Below are 18,343 nucleotides of genomic sequence, written 5' to 3'. Positions count from 1 at the left end.
CTTGCAAAGGCTTGCCGATTAATTGTAATATTGCAATATGGTACTCTGGAAAAGAAATAGAAAATGGATAATAATTGCTCTGGTAGCCTTAGCACTTTTTCCGCTGATTATTACAACTTATGAAGTAATTTTCACAGAAAACAAGTCGGTTACGTTTCTAGAAAATTACCACCCTAAGTTTGTTTTTCTTGTTATAGGCTACTATGTTTTATTGTTGTGCCTTGGGGTTTTCTGGTTTATCAGGCAAATAATCATCATTACCCGATTAAACAACGAAAAAACCAAAGCCGAGCTTATGCTTTTAAAAAGTCAGATAAGTCCGCACTTTTTCTTTAATATGCTTAATAATTTATACGGACTGGTTGCAAAAGACACCAAAAAAGCACAGGAATTAATTCTGAAACTTTCTGATATGATGCGTTACAGTATTTATGAAGGGAGCAAGGAAACAGTTACACTAAAGGAAGAAATAGATTTTTTGAAAAACTATATCGAACTCCATAAAATGCGGTATCATAAACCTATAAACATTGAATTTAAATGTGATACTGACGGCAACCAAACGATAACTCCTTTGTTGCTTATCATTCTTCTTGAAAATGCGTTTAAACACGGAGTCGAAAACCTGAGAACACTTGCATATATAAAAATCGACTTACAATCTGCCGCCAATCATATAAGTTTCACGATTGAAAATAATTATCAGGAGTCTGAAAATGAATCATCAGGTATTGGACTGAAAAACCTGAAAAGAAGATTGGAGCTGATTTACCCAAACCAGCACGAGCTATCTTTTTCTATAAGCGGCAATGTGTATAAAGCTCAATTAATTTTAAAACAATTATGATAAGGTATTTAATAATTGATGACGAATATATAGCGCACGACATCATTAAAGGCTATTGCGATTTATTGCGAAATATGCAGTTAATGAAAAGCTGTTATGACGCTCTGGAAGCATTTGAGTATCTGAATAAAAACGAAGTAGATTTAATATTTCTGGATTTAAATATGCCTGTTTTAAAAGGTTTTGAATTTCTGAAAACCTTATTAAACCCACCAAAAATAATTGTAACCACTGCTTATCAGGAATTTGCTTTGGAGGGTTACGAATATAACATCTCTGATTATTTACTCAAACCATTTGGATTTGAACGCTTTTTAAAAGCAATCAACAAAGCCTTTGGTAATACCGCTGCCCGGCATACCTTGCCTAATGAAAACAGTACTACTTCTAGCCGTTTTTTTATACAAAGCAATAAAAAGTATTTGCAGTTTGAAACAGGCACTATTTTATACATAGAGGCTACCGGAAATTATGTAAAAATAATAACTACGACAGAAACCATTACTATCCGTGAAAAACTCTCTACTTTATTAGAATTATTGCCCAAAAACGAATTCTTACAAGTACACAAATCCTTCGTAATTGCTACTCAACACATTAAGAGCATCGAAGGAAATAGGATATTTATCGCTGATTACATTGTTCCCATCGGAATGATGTATAAATCAAATATTATTCAGTTACTGAAATAACCTTGCTACAACTAAGGCATCGGCTTTTAGCTTATTTCTATACTATCTACAAGCACACAATACTAAAAACTACCGAAAAATTTAATATTTGCCCCAAATGGTGGTATCCTGCCAAAAAAAATTAACTTTGCTAAAAAACTATAGAACACAATGGAACTCCCTCATTGCCCTCAATGTGATTCTAATAATATTTCCCGAAATGGGATTGTCAAGGAAAAACAACGTTATAAATGTAAAGATTGCGGATACAATTTTACGGTTGAAAAACTCGGAAAAAGTATCGAAACTTATTTTGTAATCAAGGCATTGCAATTGTATCTCGAAGGGTTTAGTTTCCGTGAAATTGAGCGGCTTCTGGGCATAAGCCATGTATCGGTTATGAACTGGGTGCGAAAATATAATATTACTATACCCAACCGAAAAAACACGTATAAACCAACTACTTCGATATTGACCTACGCCGAACTTACGGAATTTTATGCCAACAGAGAAAACTTACATGGCATAGGTGTTACGGTTACAGAAGTAGGCGATAAGTTTATGCTCATAAAGTGGAAACGAGCCAAAATGCATTAGAAAAACCAAGCTGATTAAAAGAAATCAACCAAACCATAATATAATTTCCATCTATTCCCTAAAAAACTATTAGTACATGTCTGAAAAAAAACAAAATCTGGGCTACATCATTGGTGCTTCGTCGGTGGGTACGCTTATTGAATGGTACGACTTTTATATCTTTGGCAGTTTGGCTACAGTTTTGGCCTCTAAATTTTTCCCGACCGACAACCCCACAGCCGGCTTTCTTAATACCCTTGCCACATTTGCGGCAGGTTTTGTGGTGCGGCCATTTGGTGCCTTGTTTTTTGGCCGTTTAGGCGATTTAATCGGGCGTAAATACACATTTATGGTAACCCTTATGCTAATGGGCGGTGCCACTTTTGCTATTGGTTTAATACCAAGCTACGAAAGCATCGGTGCTTTAGCTCCTATACTTGTATTGATTTTAAGGCTCTTGCAAGGCTTGGCACTGGGTGGTGAATACGGTGGTGCCGCTACTTATGTAGCTGAACACTCTCCGGTACATCAACGAGGGTATTGGACATCGTGGATACAAACCACCGCCACTGTTGGGCTGTTTGTTTCGTTAGGTGTAATTATGATTACCCGCACCATGATGTCGAAAGAATCGTTTGACGATTGGGGGTGGCGCTTGCCCTTTCTGGTTTCAATCATAATGGTTTTTGTTTCTTTCCTTATCCGCCGCAATATGTCGGAGTCTCCCCTATTTGCTAAAGCCAAGGCAGAAGGTAAAATCTCGGCAAATCCGCTCAAAGAATCTTTCGGTAATCGCCTTAATTTCAAATTTGTTTTACTGGCGCTTTTCGGAGCAACTATGGGGCAGGGAGTTGTGTGGTACACAGGGCAGTTTTATGCCCAGAGTTTTTTATTGAAAACCTGTAATCTGGACGATGTACAGGCCAATAGTATTATGATGTGGGCTTTGCTAATGGGTACTCCTTTCTTTATTATATTTGGTGCTTTGTCGGACAAAATTGGCCGTAAAGGCATTATGTTGGCGGGTATGTTTTTGGCTGTGCTACTGTATCGCCCAATCTTCGAGAAAATTTACCAGACCGCCAACGTAGCCAATAAAGTTGAAGTAAATACCACCGACAAAACAAATGTACAGGTTGATTTGATTGCCAATAGTATTGCCGATTCGTTGGTTACGACCACCACCGTACATGATTATGAAGACGGAACAATCATGAGCGAAGTGATGAAAACTACTAATCTGGCCGATAAATCTGTGGCATCTGCCAAACCAGACGTAAAGAAAACCATAACACTCAATAGCAAAGATAAATGGACTTTAGTCTTGCTGGTTTTCTGCCTCATTTTATTTGTAACAATGGCTTATGGGCCTATTGCCGCTTTTTTGGTTGAGATGTTCCCGACCAAAATCAGGTATTCGTCTATGTCTTTGCCTTATCATATTGGCAATGGTGTTTTTGGAGGCTTAATGCCTGCCATTGCCACATTTCTGGCTACTCAGGCTTACGAAATAAATGCTAAAGCCCAAAGCATGGGCGAACCAATGGCAATCGATAAACCTTATCTGCAAGGTTTATACTACCCTATTATTATTGCAGGTATCAGCTTTATAATCGGGCTTATTTATATTAATGGTAAAGACAGAAACATTCACGACTAAAACTATGAACGCAATCAGAAAAGCATTGGGATACTTATGGATACTGGTAGGCATAAGTGCCGGTATCTATTTAATATATTTTCAGGCCTTGCCATTGTGGCAAAGCGGCGGCAACGATTTGGTGCCTGCTATTATTTACACTTTTATATTGGCACCAATTATCTCGCTGGGAATGTCTATATTCGGTTATTATGCCATGCAAGGCGAATACAGCACCAAGAATGGTGAAAAACTATGAAAAAATACTGGGTAAGCAACCTGCGGGTATTTGCAACACTAACGGTTATTTTATTGCATGCAGCGGGCTTTGGCTCGCTGCATGTTAAGAAATTAGCCTATACTGACTGGTGGATTTGCCATATTATTAATGTCTTTGGCCGATTCGCCGTGCCTGTTTTTGTGATGCTCTCGGGTTATTTACTCATTGGTAAATATGAAGAATTAAATAGTTTCCTGAAAAAACGCCTCACCCGTATCTTTGTCCCGTTTGTAATCTGGAGCCTGGTGTATATCATTTGGTCTAATTTTAAAGGACAACCCAACGAACGAACTCCGTGGACAATCGGTGATTTTACTCAAAAAATACTAAGCGGTGGCGGTGGTGGCTCAGGGCATTTGTGGTTTGTATATATGCTTTTGGGCATTTATGCATTTACACCTATTATAAGCCGATGGATAAAAGGCACCGAAAACAGCCCTAATCCTAATATTCAGCAGAACGAAATAAGATATTTTATCTTTTTGTGGTTTGTTGGCAATGTGGTTTATACCTTGGTAAATAAGTGGTTTGGCTTCGAAATCAAGTTCGATATCAGGTATTTTACGGGCTTTGTAGGTTATTTTGTGCTGGGCTATTGGCTAGGCAAAACAGGCACAAAACTCTCAAAAAGTATGCTTATCCTCTTATTTTTAGCATCTTGGGCATTAGCTGCCTATATTTGTTATGTTGTATCGTGGAAGGCAGGCAAATATGTTTACGATTATACCGACTACCTGAGCATACCTGTTATGCTGATGTCAGTTTCGATATTTTTGCTTTTTCAGAAAGCCTGTGATGTTGATTTTTTACCAAGACTCATGCAAGAATTAGATATAACCAGCTATGGCGTATATCTGGTTCATGCCTTAATTTTAAGGATACTATCACGCGAGTACCAGATTAACTTTACATGGATTAATCCATTAGTCGGTATCAGCGTTCATTTTTTACTAACGGCAGTTATCAGCTACCTGATTGTAAAGATTATCAGCAAAATTCCTAAAGTAGGTAGTTGGATTGTAGGCTAATTATCTGCGATATTTGCAGGGTTAATTTAAAAAAGAATAGACAATTATTTATTTACGATAGATTTGTAGTGGGTATCAAGCAAGATTCAGAAAATAAATTTCTCTGATAAATGCCGGATTTGGTAGAGACAGGGCAATGCCCTGTCTCTACACGCAAACATCTTCGGGCATTTTATTATACATTTTCAACAATATCTAATGGTATGTACAAAACCATTTATTCTCTGAATCTCAATTAATACTCCTCTACCATGTAGCAAGTTCCTTGCTACACCCAACCATATTTCGGAGTACCATTATTATAATCCTATTTACCCTATTATTCAATTATGCTTATTCAATCCTACGAAGAGTATCAAAAAGCCTATGAGGCTAGTGTGCAAGACCCTGAAGGCTTCTGGGCTGAGATTGCTGCCAATAATTTTGAATGGAAAAAGCCTTGGACAAAAGTATTAGACTGGAACTTCAAAGAGCCTAAAATACAGTGGTTTGTAGGTGGTAAACTTAATATTACCGAAAATTGCCTCGACCGCCACGTAAGAGACAAGCCTCAACAACCTGCCCTTATCTGGGAACCAAACGACCCAAGCGAAGATAGTATTACGCTTACCTATCGTCAATTGTTCGACCGTGTATGTAGTTTTGCCAATGTGCTTAAACGCAATGGCGTAAAAAAAGGCGACCGGGTTTGTATTTATATGCCTATGATACCCGAGCTTGCCGTGGCTACTTTGGCCTGCGCACGTATCGGTGCTATTCACTCGGTAGTATTTGGTGGTTTTTCGGCGTCTTCTATTGCCGACCGTATTAACGACTCGCAGTGTGTGGCAGTAATTACAACCGACGGAGCCGTGCGTGGTAACAAGACGATTCCGATGAAGGATACGGTAGACGATGCCCTGATTGGCTGCCCTACTGTAAAGAAAGTGATTGTAGCTACCCGTACACGCACGCCTGTAAGTATGATTAAAGGCCGTGATGTATGGTGGGAAGAAGAAGTAAAATTCGTAAACTCTGACTGTCCGGCAGAGGAAATGGACTCAGAAGACCCGCTTTTCATTCTTTATACCTCTGGCTCGACCGGAAAACCCAAAGGTGTAGTGCATACCTGTGGTGGTTATATGGTTTATTCGGCTTATACGTTCATGAACGTGTTTCAGTATAAACCGGGTATGGTACATTTTTGTACGGCTGACATTGGCTGGATAACTGGACACTCTTACATTGTTTACGGGCCTTTGGCTTGTGGGGCAATCTCGTTGATGTTTGAAGGTGTGCCAACCTACCCTGATGCCGGGCGTTTCTGGGATATTGTAGAAAAACACAAAGTTAATATTTTATATACTGCGCCAACAGCCATACGCTCATTGATGGGCTTTGGGCTTGAATACGTTGAGGGTAAAGACCTGAGTTCACTAAAAGTTTTGGGTTCGGTAGGAGAGCCAATCAACGAAGAAGCTTGGCATTGGTACTCTAAAAACATCGGTAAAGACAATTGTCCGGTGGTTGATACCTGGTGGCAAACCGAAACAGGTGGTATTATGATTTCGGCATTGGCTGGCATTACACCATTGAAACCAGCGTGGGCTTCGCTTCCGTTGCCGGGTATTCAGATGATGCTTGTTGACGAAAACGGCAACGAGATTCTGGGTGGAAACGTGAGTGGTAATTTATGTATCAAATTCCCGTGGCCATCTACTATCCGCACTACCTGGGGCGACCATGAGCGATGCCGTACCAATTATTTCTCGGCTTACCCGAATCTGTATTTTACAGGCGACGGCGCTATGCGAGATGAAAACGGTTTCTATAGAATTACTGGCCGTGTTGATGATGTATTGAACGTGTCAGGCCATAGAATCGGTACTGCCGAGGTAGAAAACGCTATCAATATGCACACGGGCGTAGTTGAGTCGGCGGTAGTGGGTTATCCGCATGATATTAAAGGGCAAGGTATTTATGCGTATGTAATCTGCGAAAGCCATCTGAATGATTTAGATTTGACCCGTCGAGATATTCTGGCAACAGTTTCGAGAGTTATCGGGCCCATTGCAAAACCTGACAAAATTCAGTTTGTGAGTGGTTTGCCTAAAACCCGTTCAGGCAAAATCATGCGCCGTATCTTAAGAAAAATAGCCGAAGGCGAAACAGCCAATCTAGGCGATACCTCTACCCTACTCGACCCGAATGTAGTAGAAGAAATAAAGAATGGTGCGCAGTTGTTAAAGTAGGATTTTGATAAAATAAACCCCATCCCCGACCCTTCCCCAACAATGGGGAAGGGAGATAAATTCAAGTTTTCTCCCCACTGTTGGAGAGGGTTAGGGCGACCCGTGTAGGGTGGGGTTATTTAAACAAAACTTCTCTTCCAAAATACATTTCTCATATTAATTGATTCCCTTCTACCTCTTCCTACACTTAATCAAATAAAACGGAAAACTCTCTTCTATTTCTGTGATTTCAAACAATCCGAAATCTTTAAATTCTTCACGGATAGATTCTATGTCATAAAAAAACATTTTTACTCCCTCAAATATCTCATAGCGGTCTTTGCTGATAAAATTGCCTTTGCCATAGGTATGAGCCTTTTTTGAAATAGCCGTAAAAACCATGTATCCACCTTCTGAAAGTTGTTTGTAACAATCACTGATGAGTTTCTTTCTTTCGTCGGCATCTAATAAATGAATAAGTGCATAGCAAAAAATACCATCGTATTGCTGAGTATCAAACGGCATATCCACTACTGAGCCATGATAAATGGTCATGTCATTGCCATAGTGCTTTTTTGCCATGTCAATAGCAGTTTTAGAAATCTCAATGCCAGTTACGGCAATGCCATTGTCTCTGAAAACCTGGGCATTTCGGCCATAACCAATGCCCGGAATGAGCATATTTTTTATGGATTTTTCAACGAAAAAATCTTTGGTCAATACAGCCGAACGTGATGGCTCAAAGCCCCACATTTCTTGTTTTTCAATAAAGTTAGCTTCCCAGAATTCCATATTTATACACAGATTTTATCTTCTAATACCTCACATTTAAACGCAGATTTATTGAGTGTTGCAATTATGCTTTCGGCATTAATCATTGCTCCTTCTGCTCTTAAAATATTATTTCCACAAGGGAAAGGTGCATCGGAGCTGCTCAAATCAAAATTAAATTTCAGTTCAGGAAAACTCTTTTTCAAAATTTCAAGCATACTATCTGCTTGCATCTGGGTTTGAATATCGGTGATAAAAACTTCTATCATGGTTTTACGTTATTTTTTATTTTTGCAACATTGTTTCAAAAATAAAAGTTCATGTGCAGAAAGACGTTTTATTTGGTTGGCTTTAATACTTTAGAAACTGTTTGAGTTAATCTTGTTGAATTGAAAAAGTCGCTTTTTGTTCAATACTTCGCTTTAAAAATCCTCATTTAGCTCTGCTAAACTCCGGTTTTTAAATCTCGTCTTGAAACAAAAAACATTCTTTTTCATTTTCAAAATTTAACTCAAACAGTTTCTTAATATTAAGGGAATTAAATGCATTTGTAGAGACGAAATGGAATGTTATTTTTATGGCTATTTACTCTTTAAACCTTCCTATCAACACAAAAACAACCAATCATTAAATATTCATTAAATCCTATTCAATAAAAAAATATTACTAATTTACTTGTCATAACAATTATTTTTTCTTTATTTTGCTTAACAATAATTGTTATAGCAAATATATGCCTATCTATCATAAACTAGGGAAAATACCTGCTAAACGCCACACGCAATTCCAGAAACCTGATGGCAGCGGGCTGTATTACGAGCAGCTCTTTGGCACTATCGGGTTCGATGGCATGGCTTCGCTTATGTATCATATACATCGGCCTACGCAGGTGATGCAAATATTGGATAGCAAAGACTTAAACCCCAAATTGGCCGACACGCACCAACTAATGATGCGCAAGCTGATTGGCTTTAATGTGCAAGCAAAAGACGATTTTCTCGACAGCCGTGTGCCGTTGTTGGTAAACAAAGATTGTATCATCGGGCTAGCAGCACCAAGGCAATCGCTTAGAGAATATTTCTATAAAAATGCCGATGCCGACGAGCTGCTGTTTATCCATAAAGGCTCTGGCACGCTTCGCACACAATTAGGTAATATCAGTTTTGAATACGGCGATTATCTGGTAATACCCAGAGGTATGATTTACCAGATTGATTTTGATACGGCCGATAACCGTATTTTCTATATAGAATCGCACTCGCCTATTTATACGCCCAAAAGATACCGTAATCATTTCGGGCAAATGCAAGAGCATTCGCCGTTTTGTGAGCGAGATTATAAACTCCCTGAAAACCTTGAAACGCACGACGAAAAGGGTGAGTTTATCATAAAAATAAAAAAACAAAACCAGCTTCACAGCCTTGTTTACCAGTATCACCCTTTCGATGTAGTGGGTTTTGATGGTTTCAATTATCCGTGGGGCTTTTCGATACACAATTTTGAGCCTATTACGGGGCGTGTACATCAGCCACCGCCGGTGCATCAGACATTCCAGACTGATGCCTTTGTGGTGTGTTCGTTTTGTCCTCGGCTGTACGACTACCACCCACAGGCCATTCCGGCGCCATATAATCACTCAAACATCGATTCCGACGAAGTGATATATTATGTTGATGGTGATTTTATGAGCCGTAATGACATAGCACAGGGGCACATTACACTACATCCGGGTGGTATACCACACGGGCCACACCCGGGGGCAATGGAGCGCAGTATCGGCAAAAAAGAAACACAGGAACTGGCCGTAATGGTTGATACTTTCAGACCGCTGATGCTTACAGAGGATGCACTGAAACTTGACGACGGCAAGTATTTTCATAGCTGGATAGATTAACAGAATTCCACAAAAAAACTTCGCAATTATGCTTCATCAATCAAAAAACACAATCGACAAGGCAGAAAATACCGATTTTCTGCCTATTAACGGCACTGATTATCTGGAACTCTATGTAGGTAACTGTAAACAGGCAGCCCATTATTATCAATCTGCTTTTGGTTTCCAGCCGTTGGCGTATGCCGGACTTGAAACAGGACTGAAAGACCGAGAGAGTTATGTTTTGCAACAAGGCAAAATACGGCTGGTGCTTACATCGCCTCTACACGGCGGCACCGAAATCGGAAAACATATCGATAAACACGGCGATGGTGTAAAAGTAGTGGCCCTTTGGGTTGACGACGCCCGTGATGCCTATTATGAGACTATCTCGCGTGGGGCAAAACCTTATATGGAACCCGTAGACGAAAAAGACGAACACGGCACCGTAGTCCGCTCTGGCATACATACTTATGGCGATACAGTACATATTTTTGTAGAACGCAGCCAATACAACGGCGTTTTTCTGCCAAATTTCCGTGCATGGGCACCGGCTTATCACCCCTCTCCGGTTGGGCTGAAATTCGTAGACCACATGGTGGGTAATGTAGGCTGGAACGAGATGAACGAATGGGTGAATTTCTACGCCAATGTGATGGGTTTCAACCAATTGGTAAGTTTTGATGACAAAGATATTTCGACCGATTATACGGCACTTATGAGTAAAGTAATGTCGAACGGAAATGGTCGAATCAAGTTTCCGATTAATGAACCTGCTGAGGGTAAGAAAAAATCACAGGTGGAAGAGTATCTCGATTTTTATGACGGCGCAGGTGTTCAACACCTAGCCGTAGCAACCGACGATATTATTACAACCGTAACGCACCTGCGTGAACGTGGCGTAGAGTTTTTGCGTGTACCCGATAGTTATTACCAAGAACTAAGAGGCCGCATTGGCGATATTGATGAAGAAATAGAACAATTGCAATCGCTGGGCATTTTGGTTGATAGAGACGATGAGGGTTACCTCTTGCAGATTTTTACCAAGCCAATTGAGCCACGCCCAACCATGTTTTTTGAGATAATTCAGCGCAAAGGGGCTAAATCGTTTGGTAAAGGTAACTTTAAAGCACTTTTTGAGGCAATTGAAAGAGAGCAGGTGCTTAGAGGCACTTTGTGATAAAAGAATAAGATTATGAACCAAGCTTATGATACATACACAGCCGACGACCACGAAGTGTGGCGTATGCTGTTTGAAAGACAATTAGAGAAACTGCCCACGCTAGCCAGTAAAGATTACCTCGACGGTATAGAGAAAGCGGGTTTTGTGGCTGCGCATATTCCTGATTTTGAGAAAGAACTCAACCCTCGCCTACAAGCTCTAACGGGCTGGTCGGTAATTGGTGTGCCGGGGTTGGTGCCTATCAAAGAGTTTTTTGAGTTGATGGCCGCCAAACAGTTTCCGGCTTCGACATGGCTGCGCCGCCGTGACCAACTGGAATATCTGGAAGAGCCCGATATGTTTCATGATACTTTTGGCCATGTGCCGCTACTGACCAATCAGGCTTTTTGCGATTTTCTTGCCGAATTCAGCAAGATTTCGTTGAAATACATTGAAGACGAAGCCGCAATTAAAATGATGCAACGCTTATACTGGTACACCGTTGAGTTTGGATTGGTAAAAGAAAACGGACAAGTAAAAATTTATGGCGGTGGTATTCTCTCATCAAGCGGCGAAAGTGAATACAGCTTATATAGCGATATACCCGAGCGAGTGCCCTATAATATTGAAGAAATAATTGCTACCGAAGTAAAGATTGATGAGTATCAGAAAAAGTACTTCATCATTGATTCGTATGAGCAATTGTATCATTCCTTACCCGAATTTGAAAAAGTTTTAGAGCAACAATTATTAGTGTGTCAATAATTGAAGGTTTTTTCTACTTTTGTAAAATACTTTCTTGCTTAAAGGCATTATAGCAGAATATTCTTTTAAGTTCGAACGTATAAATATTAATCATCAGAAGTAGGTTGAAATAAAAGCTTGCAGTAAATATATTATCCCTACGGGATACTCAACTTTAAAAGCTGAACTGTCTACCGATATATCGTCCCTACGGGACTAATACATCAAAATAAATGTAAAAATATCTCATAGAGATAATATATCAGTAGAAAACAACCCAAACAGCTTCAAAGTCAGGTAGTGCTGGTATATTTAGACGTCTATTTCTCCTATTTGTATGCTTACTATTTAAAATTAAGGACAAAATCCTGATAAATTACAAAAGGACTCACCGACAATAAAATATGACGCATTCTGATCAACGCTCCTACTTTTTTAAAATAGATACGACCATCAAGCGTATCCGTAGCTTTATGCAAAAGGGGTTATCTGATAATAATATCGACCTGACAGTAGACCAATGGGTAGTGCTTGACCACGTGAAGCCCAAACCCGGTATCAGCCAGAACGATTTGGCTGTTGACACGGCCAAAGATGCCCCTACTGTAACCCGTATTCTGGACTTATTGGTTGAGAAAAAACTTGTAAGACGCCAAATGGCCGATGATGACCGCAGAAAATTCAACATATTTCTGACAGAAGAAGGCGAGATATTACACGACAAAGCCTTGGTAGTAATTGGTGAGATAAGACGAAAATCGTGGGATGGACTTACAGATAAAGATTACGATGAGTTGGTACGCATCATGAACACGATTCACAAGAACGTTAGTTAATAATACCGCACAGATATTTAATTTGATAGAATGACCCACTGGCTGAATATTCCTGCAGATACAGATTTCTCGATTCATAATCTTCCTTTTGGTATCTTTAGTGTTGGTAAAAACTCACCAAGAGTAGGCGTACGCATTGGCGATTATGTAATAGATTTAGAGCAATTACGAAAGTTCGGTTTGCTGGCTGTACCTCGCAATGTGTGTAATCAGGCCAACCTGAATGCCTTTATTAATCTTGGCAAAAACAAAACCAGTGCTATCAGGCTGCAATTGCAAGAGTGGCTACGACAAGAAAATTCTCCGCTGAAACGATATTTCAATCAGGCTTTTCACCCCATAGCATCGGTAAAGATGCATTTGCCAGTAAAAGTGGGCGACTATACCGATTTTTATTCGAGCCTTGAACACGCTACGAATGTAGGCAAAATGTTCAGGCCAGACAACCCACTGGTTGCTAACTGGAAACACGTGCCTATTGCCTATCATGGTCGGGCAAGTTCTATTGTAGTTTCGGGCTCGCCTGTTATTCGGCCCAAAGGACAAATAAAACCTGCCGATAGCGCAGTTCCTGTTTTTTCGCCTACCAAAGAAATGGATTTTGAGGTGGAAATCGGCGCAATAATAGGCAAAAACTCGGTTTTAGGTCAAAGCATCAGCACGACAGAAGCCGAAAGCTATGTTTTTGGATTGGTGCTTTTTAACGATTGGTCAGCCCGTGACATACAACGCTGGGAATACCAACCGCTTGGGCCTTTTCTGGGCAAAAATTTTGCCTCGTCGGTCTCGCCCTGGGTAGTAACTTTAGACGCACTAGCACATTTCAGAACCGAAACACCACAGCAAGACCCCGAGCCGCTGCCGTATCTGGCCTTTGAAGGCAAACGTAATTTTGATATTGAGCTAGAAGTAAACCTTATACCTCAAGATAAACAAGCCTATACTATTTCACGTACAAATTTTAAATACATGTACTGGAACATAGCGCAGCAAATAGCCCACCATACCATCAATGGTTGCAACCTGAAAATTGGTGATATACTGGCATCGGGCACGATAAGCGGACAAAAGCCTGATAGCTATGGCTCAATGCTAGAGCTTAGTTTAGGAGGCAAACAGCCTATTGTTTTAGATTCAGACACTCAAAGGGCTTTTCTGGAAGATGGCGATACTTTGATTATTACGGGTTTCTGCCAAAAAGATGGTATCAGACTTGGCTTTGGTGAGGTAAGCGGTAAGATAGTTGCAAGTAATTGATTTTTTTGTAATTTACCGCAAGATTTACCCTCATCAAAATTGCTAAACACAGCTAATCCATGACAAATACCATTATTATTATCATTTGTTCGCTAATATTAATAGCTTACTTATTTGATATTTCGGCCAAAAACACCAAAATTCCGGGTGTAGTGCTTCTTCTTTCTGTTGGTATTGTTGCTCATATAATTACTAATTCATTAAACCTACGAATCCCGAATCTCGAACCTTACCTGCCTGTAATAGGTACAATAGGGCTTATTCTGATAGTACTTGAGGGTGCGCTTGAACTAGAAATTAAAGCCGAAAAACGAAAGTTGTTTGTTTCAACCGTACAGAGCGCAGTTTTAGGGCTTGTGCTCTTTAGTATTATGCTAGCCGTTGGTTTATATTATCTTACGCACCAGCCTTTTCTTAATTGCCTTATCAATGCTATTCCGCTAGGTATTATCAGCAGCGCTATTGCTATACCAAGCGTAAAAAACCTGAGTGCAGGCAACCGTGAATTTGTGATTTATGAAAGCTCAATATCAGATATTCTGGGTATTATCTTTTTCAATTTTCTGGTTTTGCATAATTCTTTCGGTATAGCCACGTTTACCTCTTTCATATTTGATATTATTATTATTATAGCCTTATCGGTAGTAGCCAGCATTGCTTTAGGCAGCATGATAAGTAAACTAAGCCATCACATCAAGTATATTCCTATCATCACAATTCTTATACTGTTTTATATCATTACCAAAATCTATCATTTACCATCTCTGGTATTGGTGCTGGCTTTTGGTTTGTTTCTCAACAATGCGCATCTTATCAAATTTGACTTTATGCGCAAATGGATAAATCTTGAAACCATTAAAACTGAAGTCAACTCTTTTGAGCATCTTATTGCCGAGGTAACGTTTGTAATCAGGTCTTTCTTTTTTATTATGTTTGGCTACTACACCGATTTAGACTCATTACTGAGCTTACCCGATTTTGTGAATGCCATGCTGATACTGGTGTTTATTTTTGGTGGCCGATACCTGATTTTCGCCTTATTGAAAATCAAAATAGAACCATTGATTTACATAGCTCCACGAGGCTTGATTACCATCTTATTGTTTCTGGCAATACCTTCGCATTATCAGATTCTGGAGGTAAATAAAGGTTTACTTACACAGGTAATATTCCTGACAGCATTTGTGATGATGTTTGGTTTGATAAAAAACAAAAAGCCTGTTTAAAATTTCTTCTTATGCTTACCATTGACCCCAAAGATTTAGAGGCCAGGGCCTTTTACAGTTACATGACCGGAACGGTAGCTCCACGCCCGATTGCTTTTGTAAGCAGTATTGATTCGCAGGGCAATGTAAACCTAAGCCCTTTCAGCTTTTTCAATATCATGGGTATCAACCCGCCCCTATTGGTTTTTGCACCCAATAATCGTGGGCGTGATGGCTCAAAAAAAGACACTACGCTAAATATTGCCGAAGTGCCCGAGGTAGTAATAAATATGGTTGATTACAAGATGGTACACCAGATGTCGCTGGCGAGTGTGGAATTTCCCCGTGGCATCAATGAATTTATCAAATCAGGCTTTACTCCTGAACCTTCACTTGTGGTGGCTCCGCCCCGTGTGAAAGAATCGCCTGCGCAATTTGAATGTAAAGTATTGGAAGTACGAGAGATTGGCACCATGAACCTGTATATATGCCAGATTGTAATGGCGCATTTTTCGGAGGATATTATCGGCGAAAACGGCAGAATAGACCAACGCAAAACCGATTGGGTAGCCCGCATGGGAGCCGACTGGTATGCACACGTAAACCAAGCTGCTATGTTTGAGGTAGAAAAACCTAATACCAAAATCGGTATTGGCTATGATGCTATTCCTGAAAGTATACGCTTATCAAAAATCCTGACGGGGAATCATCTGGGGCAATTAGGTAATATTGAGGTATTGCCAACGCAAGAAGAAGTGGTGGCGTTCAGGCAAACGCCTTTGATGCAGGATATTTTTGAGCAGGCCATGCATGGCTGCGCTTATCTGGATAATTTACTGCACGACGAAGCGCAAAGATTATTGGCAAAAAATAAATTAAAAGAAGCGTGGTTGGTGCTGCTACAAAGCCAGAATGTGGATAAAAGCTAAAAATATTTTGAATATTGGGTAAAAAAGACCTCACTCCCTAAATCAACAAGTTTGGCGATTTTGAGAGTGAGGCTGAAATTTTTAAGGATAGTTCAAATCATGTAGCGAGTTAGATGTTTTAGCCTTTTTTACCGCCACCAAACATCTTAAACATACCTACAATAATCAACACAATTACGATTATTACTACCACAATACCTGTGTTAAATCCTGCTTTAAAGATGCCTGCGATAGCCTCACAAGATGATAATATTAATACAAAGCAGATGACTAAAAGATAATTTATAAGTTTCATGACCTTTAAAAGTTTTAGTGAATTAAGTAATTAATTGTGATAAAAAACTATGCCAGCCAATCAGAATCTGCTTTAGTACGTTTATGGGGTAGGTCGCCAACGATACGATTGCGCATCAATAGCTCGCATGGTACACAATACCCCGTTCAGGTGGTCGTACTCATGTTGTAGTAGTTCCGAAACAGCATCATCTGCCTGCCACTTTTGGAGCTGCCAGTTTTCGTCAAGATACTTCATCGTCAGCGACTTATGTCTGTTAACCCGCACAAGCAGATTCGGAAAACTCATGCAATCGTCCCAGAGTTCAAACATTTCTTCGCTCATGTTCTCAAACTCAGGATTAATAATAACCACAGGCTTATCGATGTTTACATAAATCAGGCGTTTCATGATTCCTAATTGTGGAGCAGCAATGCCTCTGCCAAACTGGTATTTTGCCCGTATTTCTTCCATCACATTGTGCAAATCTTTTACCCATTCTTTTACTTGTGGTAATTCTTCGGGCTTTACAGGCTCACAAATTTCATAAAGGCGAGGGTCGCCTAGTAATAATAAATCTTTCAGGTGTTTCATTGTGTTTATCAAACAAGCCGATATATGTTTGTTTATGTAATTGCTTTATAATAATTTTCGGCTAGCATTCGTAATATAAAAGTATTTAACAAATATTAACGATTTGTGTTAAATGATTAGCACACTTGTTTCGTTAAAACTTGTGCAATAAATTTTAGCCTTATGAAAAGAATATATCTGCTACTGCTCATGTTTTGTAGTTTACAAAGCTTTGGTCAGGCCATCACACATTCGCCGGAAATTGACGACCAGACAACTTATGATTCTGATATTACTAAAGTAGAATTAAACGACCAATATACCATTATTCACTTTAGTTATAGATATAGTAAAAAGAAAAGCCAGAATTATAGCCTGCCATTTCCGCTGCCCAATCAGCGGGAGCAAACCTCTACGGCTACTATTTCTATTAACCCCAAGAGTTATCTGAATGGTAATGGTAAGCGTTACAATTATATAAAATCAAGGGGTATTCCTGAGCTTCCTGATGCGCAACCGGTGTATCCGGGCGAAGAATATCGTTTCACGGTTTATTATGAAAGGCTAGACCCCGGCGTTGAATTGTTTAACCTGATAGAAGGTAAAAACGATCCTCAACAAACCTTGCAATACTGGAATTTTTATGGTGTACACGTCAAAAATCCTTTAAGAAAAACTAATTCGCCTGCTGTTCCAGCGGCCGACTTAAAACTGGTTATAAAGGGCAAAATATTAGACGCCAAAACCCAGAAACCTATTGCGGGTAAGGTTACCTATAAGTTTGATAAAAATGCGCAAAAAACGGGCTCACGCAATGTTGCGGCCAATGGTGATTACTCTTTTACCCTAAGCCCCGATGCCTATACGCTTATAGGGAGTGCACAAGGTTATGAATCGGCAGAAGCGAATCTGGATTTATCAAAAATCAAGAAAGACCAGCAGTTTACTCAGAATATTTATCTGAATCCAATTACTCCGAAACCAACTAAGGAAAAAGTACCGATACTTGAAAAAGACAAGGTAGATTCAAGCGAAGTAGCTCCGACTGAAGAAGCAGCACCTGTTAAGGTAGAAGAAAATAAATTCAGGCTTGATAAAGTGTATTTTAATACGGGCGAGTCGGGTTTATTAGCTGAATCTTACCCACAATTAGATGGTCTTTTGCAAATGATGAAGGATAGCCCAACCATGAGTATTATTATTGAAGGGCACACCGATAACATTGGTGACCCTGAGCAAAATAAGCGTTTATCTTTAGAACGTGCTTATAATGTGCGAGAATACCTTATTAAAAAAGGCATTGCAGGCAAGCGCATACAGTTTAAAGGCTATGGCGATACCAAACCAATTGCCGATAATGAGACAGAAAACGGCAAAAAACAAAACAGACGTGTTGAGTTTGTGATTGTGAAGCCGTAAAATATTAACCCCATCCCCGACCCTTCCCCAACAGTGGGGAAGGGAGTAA

The 18,343-nt window shown here is 39.7% G+C and carries 19 protein-coding genes; 15 read left to right on the top strand and 4 right to left on the bottom strand.

What is annotated here, in order from left to right; translation table 11 throughout:
• Window positions 1-37: 37 nt before the first annotated feature.
• The 7 genes from WAE64_RS14935 (at window position 38) to acs (ending at window position 7,272) form a co-directional block, all read left to right on the top strand.
• Window positions 38-847: a sensor histidine kinase gene (locus WAE64_RS14935; protein WP_340237764.1), complete on the top strand. Its 810-nt coding sequence runs from the start codon at window positions 38-40 to the stop codon at window positions 845-847.
• Entirely contained in the window at window positions 844-1,539 is a 696-nt protein-coding gene (locus WAE64_RS14930) for a LytR/AlgR family response regulator transcription factor (RefSeq protein WP_340237762.1), read from the top strand. The genes WAE64_RS14935 and WAE64_RS14930 overlap by 4 nt, the downstream gene beginning before the upstream one ends.
• Before the next feature lie 150 nt (window positions 1,540-1,689).
• Window positions 1,690-2,115, top strand: a complete 426-nt coding sequence (locus tag WAE64_RS14925) for an IS1/IS1595 family N-terminal zinc-binding domain-containing protein (RefSeq protein ID WP_340237760.1) — start codon at window positions 1,690-1,692, stop codon at window positions 2,113-2,115.
• A 76-nt stretch (window positions 2,116-2,191) separates the two neighbouring features.
• Window positions 2,192-3,754, top strand: a complete 1,563-nt coding sequence (locus WAE64_RS14920) for an MFS transporter (protein WP_340237758.1) — start codon at window positions 2,192-2,194, stop codon at window positions 3,752-3,754.
• 4 nt (window positions 3,755-3,758) lie between these two features.
• Complete coding sequence (locus WAE64_RS14915) at window positions 3,759-3,992, top strand: DUF6814 family protein (RefSeq protein ID WP_340237757.1); 234 nt, start codon at window positions 3,759-3,761, stop codon at window positions 3,990-3,992.
• A complete protein-coding gene (locus WAE64_RS14910; protein WP_340237755.1) occupies window positions 3,989-5,041 on the top strand; it encodes an acyltransferase in 1,053 nt (350 codons plus the stop codon). The genes WAE64_RS14915 and WAE64_RS14910 overlap by 4 nt, the downstream gene beginning before the upstream one ends.
• Before the next feature lie 329 nt (window positions 5,042-5,370).
• Complete coding sequence (gene acs, locus WAE64_RS14905) at window positions 5,371-7,272, top strand: acetate--CoA ligase (protein WP_340237753.1); 1,902 nt, start codon at window positions 5,371-5,373, stop codon at window positions 7,270-7,272.
• Between the two features lie 171 nt (window positions 7,273-7,443).
• Here the strand turns inward: acs and WAE64_RS14900 are convergent, their stop codons facing one another.
• Complete coding sequence (locus tag WAE64_RS14900; protein ID WP_340237752.1) at window positions 7,444-8,043, bottom strand: class I SAM-dependent methyltransferase; 600 nt, start codon at window positions 8,041-8,043, stop codon at window positions 7,444-7,446.
• 2 nt (window positions 8,044-8,045) lie between these two features.
• Window positions 8,046-8,291 carry a hypothetical protein gene (locus WAE64_RS14895; RefSeq protein ID WP_340237750.1) on the bottom strand — a complete coding sequence of 82 codons (246 nt, stop codon included), beginning with the start codon at window positions 8,289-8,291 and terminating at the stop codon, window positions 8,046-8,048.
• Window positions 8,292-8,755: 464 nt separating this feature from the next.
• Here WAE64_RS14895 and WAE64_RS14890 point away from each other — a divergent pair, with 464 nt between their 5' ends.
• From WAE64_RS14890 to WAE64_RS14860, 7 genes are all read left to right on the top strand, one after another.
• The gene (locus WAE64_RS14890; RefSeq protein WP_340237748.1) at window positions 8,756-9,916 is read left to right on the top strand and encodes a homogentisate 1,2-dioxygenase; all 1,161 of its coding nucleotides are present in this window, start codon (window positions 8,756-8,758) and stop codon (window positions 9,914-9,916) included.
• A gap of 28 nt (window positions 9,917-9,944) precedes the next feature.
• Window positions 9,945-11,075, top strand: coding sequence for a 4-hydroxyphenylpyruvate dioxygenase (gene hppD, locus WAE64_RS14885; protein ID WP_340237747.1), 1,131 nt, complete (start codon window positions 9,945-9,947; stop codon window positions 11,073-11,075).
• Between the two features lie 15 nt (window positions 11,076-11,090).
• Window positions 11,091-11,822 (top strand): phenylalanine 4-monooxygenase, encoded by a 732-nt coding sequence (gene phhA, locus WAE64_RS14880; protein ID WP_340237746.1) that lies wholly within the window; start codon window positions 11,091-11,093, stop codon window positions 11,820-11,822.
• A gap of 383 nt (window positions 11,823-12,205) precedes the next feature.
• Window positions 12,206-12,637 carry a MarR family winged helix-turn-helix transcriptional regulator gene (locus tag WAE64_RS14875; protein ID WP_340237745.1) on the top strand — a complete coding sequence of 144 codons (432 nt, stop codon included), beginning with the start codon at window positions 12,206-12,208 and terminating at the stop codon, window positions 12,635-12,637.
• Between the two features lie 30 nt (window positions 12,638-12,667).
• Window positions 12,668-13,894: a fumarylacetoacetase gene (fahA, locus tag WAE64_RS14870; protein WP_340237744.1), complete on the top strand. Its 1,227-nt coding sequence runs from the start codon at window positions 12,668-12,670 to the stop codon at window positions 13,892-13,894.
• A gap of 59 nt (window positions 13,895-13,953) precedes the next feature.
• Window positions 13,954-15,120 carry a cation:proton antiporter gene (locus tag WAE64_RS14865; RefSeq protein ID WP_340237743.1) on the top strand — a complete coding sequence of 389 codons (1,167 nt, stop codon included), beginning with the start codon at window positions 13,954-13,956 and terminating at the stop codon, window positions 15,118-15,120.
• Between the two features lie 11 nt (window positions 15,121-15,131).
• Window positions 15,132-16,028 carry a flavin reductase family protein gene (locus WAE64_RS14860; protein WP_340237741.1) on the top strand — a complete coding sequence of 299 codons (897 nt, stop codon included), beginning with the start codon at window positions 15,132-15,134 and terminating at the stop codon, window positions 16,026-16,028.
• Between the two features lie 118 nt (window positions 16,029-16,146).
• Here the strand turns inward: WAE64_RS14860 and WAE64_RS14855 are convergent, their stop codons facing one another.
• Both WAE64_RS14855 and WAE64_RS14850 read right to left on the bottom strand, forming a co-directional pair.
• Window positions 16,147-16,323: a hypothetical protein gene (locus tag WAE64_RS14855; RefSeq protein ID WP_340237738.1), complete on the bottom strand. Its 177-nt coding sequence runs from the start codon at window positions 16,321-16,323 to the stop codon at window positions 16,147-16,149.
• A gap of 81 nt (window positions 16,324-16,404) precedes the next feature.
• Window positions 16,405-16,896, bottom strand: a complete 492-nt coding sequence (locus tag WAE64_RS14850; protein ID WP_340237736.1) for a peptide deformylase — start codon at window positions 16,894-16,896, stop codon at window positions 16,405-16,407.
• 162 nt (window positions 16,897-17,058) lie between these two features.
• Between WAE64_RS14850 and WAE64_RS14845 the strand changes: the two genes are divergently transcribed.
• Window positions 17,059-18,294 (top strand): OmpA family protein, encoded by a 1,236-nt coding sequence (locus tag WAE64_RS14845; protein ID WP_340237735.1) that lies wholly within the window; start codon window positions 17,059-17,061, stop codon window positions 18,292-18,294.
• Window positions 18,295-18,343: the final 49 nt, after the last annotated feature.

It is taken from the genome of Emticicia soli (assembly GCF_037860775.1).
Classification (GTDB): Bacteria; Bacteroidota; Bacteroidia; order Cytophagales; family Spirosomataceae; genus Emticicia; species Emticicia soli.
Note: the sequence above shows the minus strand (reverse complement) of the source record. Positions and strands in the feature narration are given on the sequence as shown.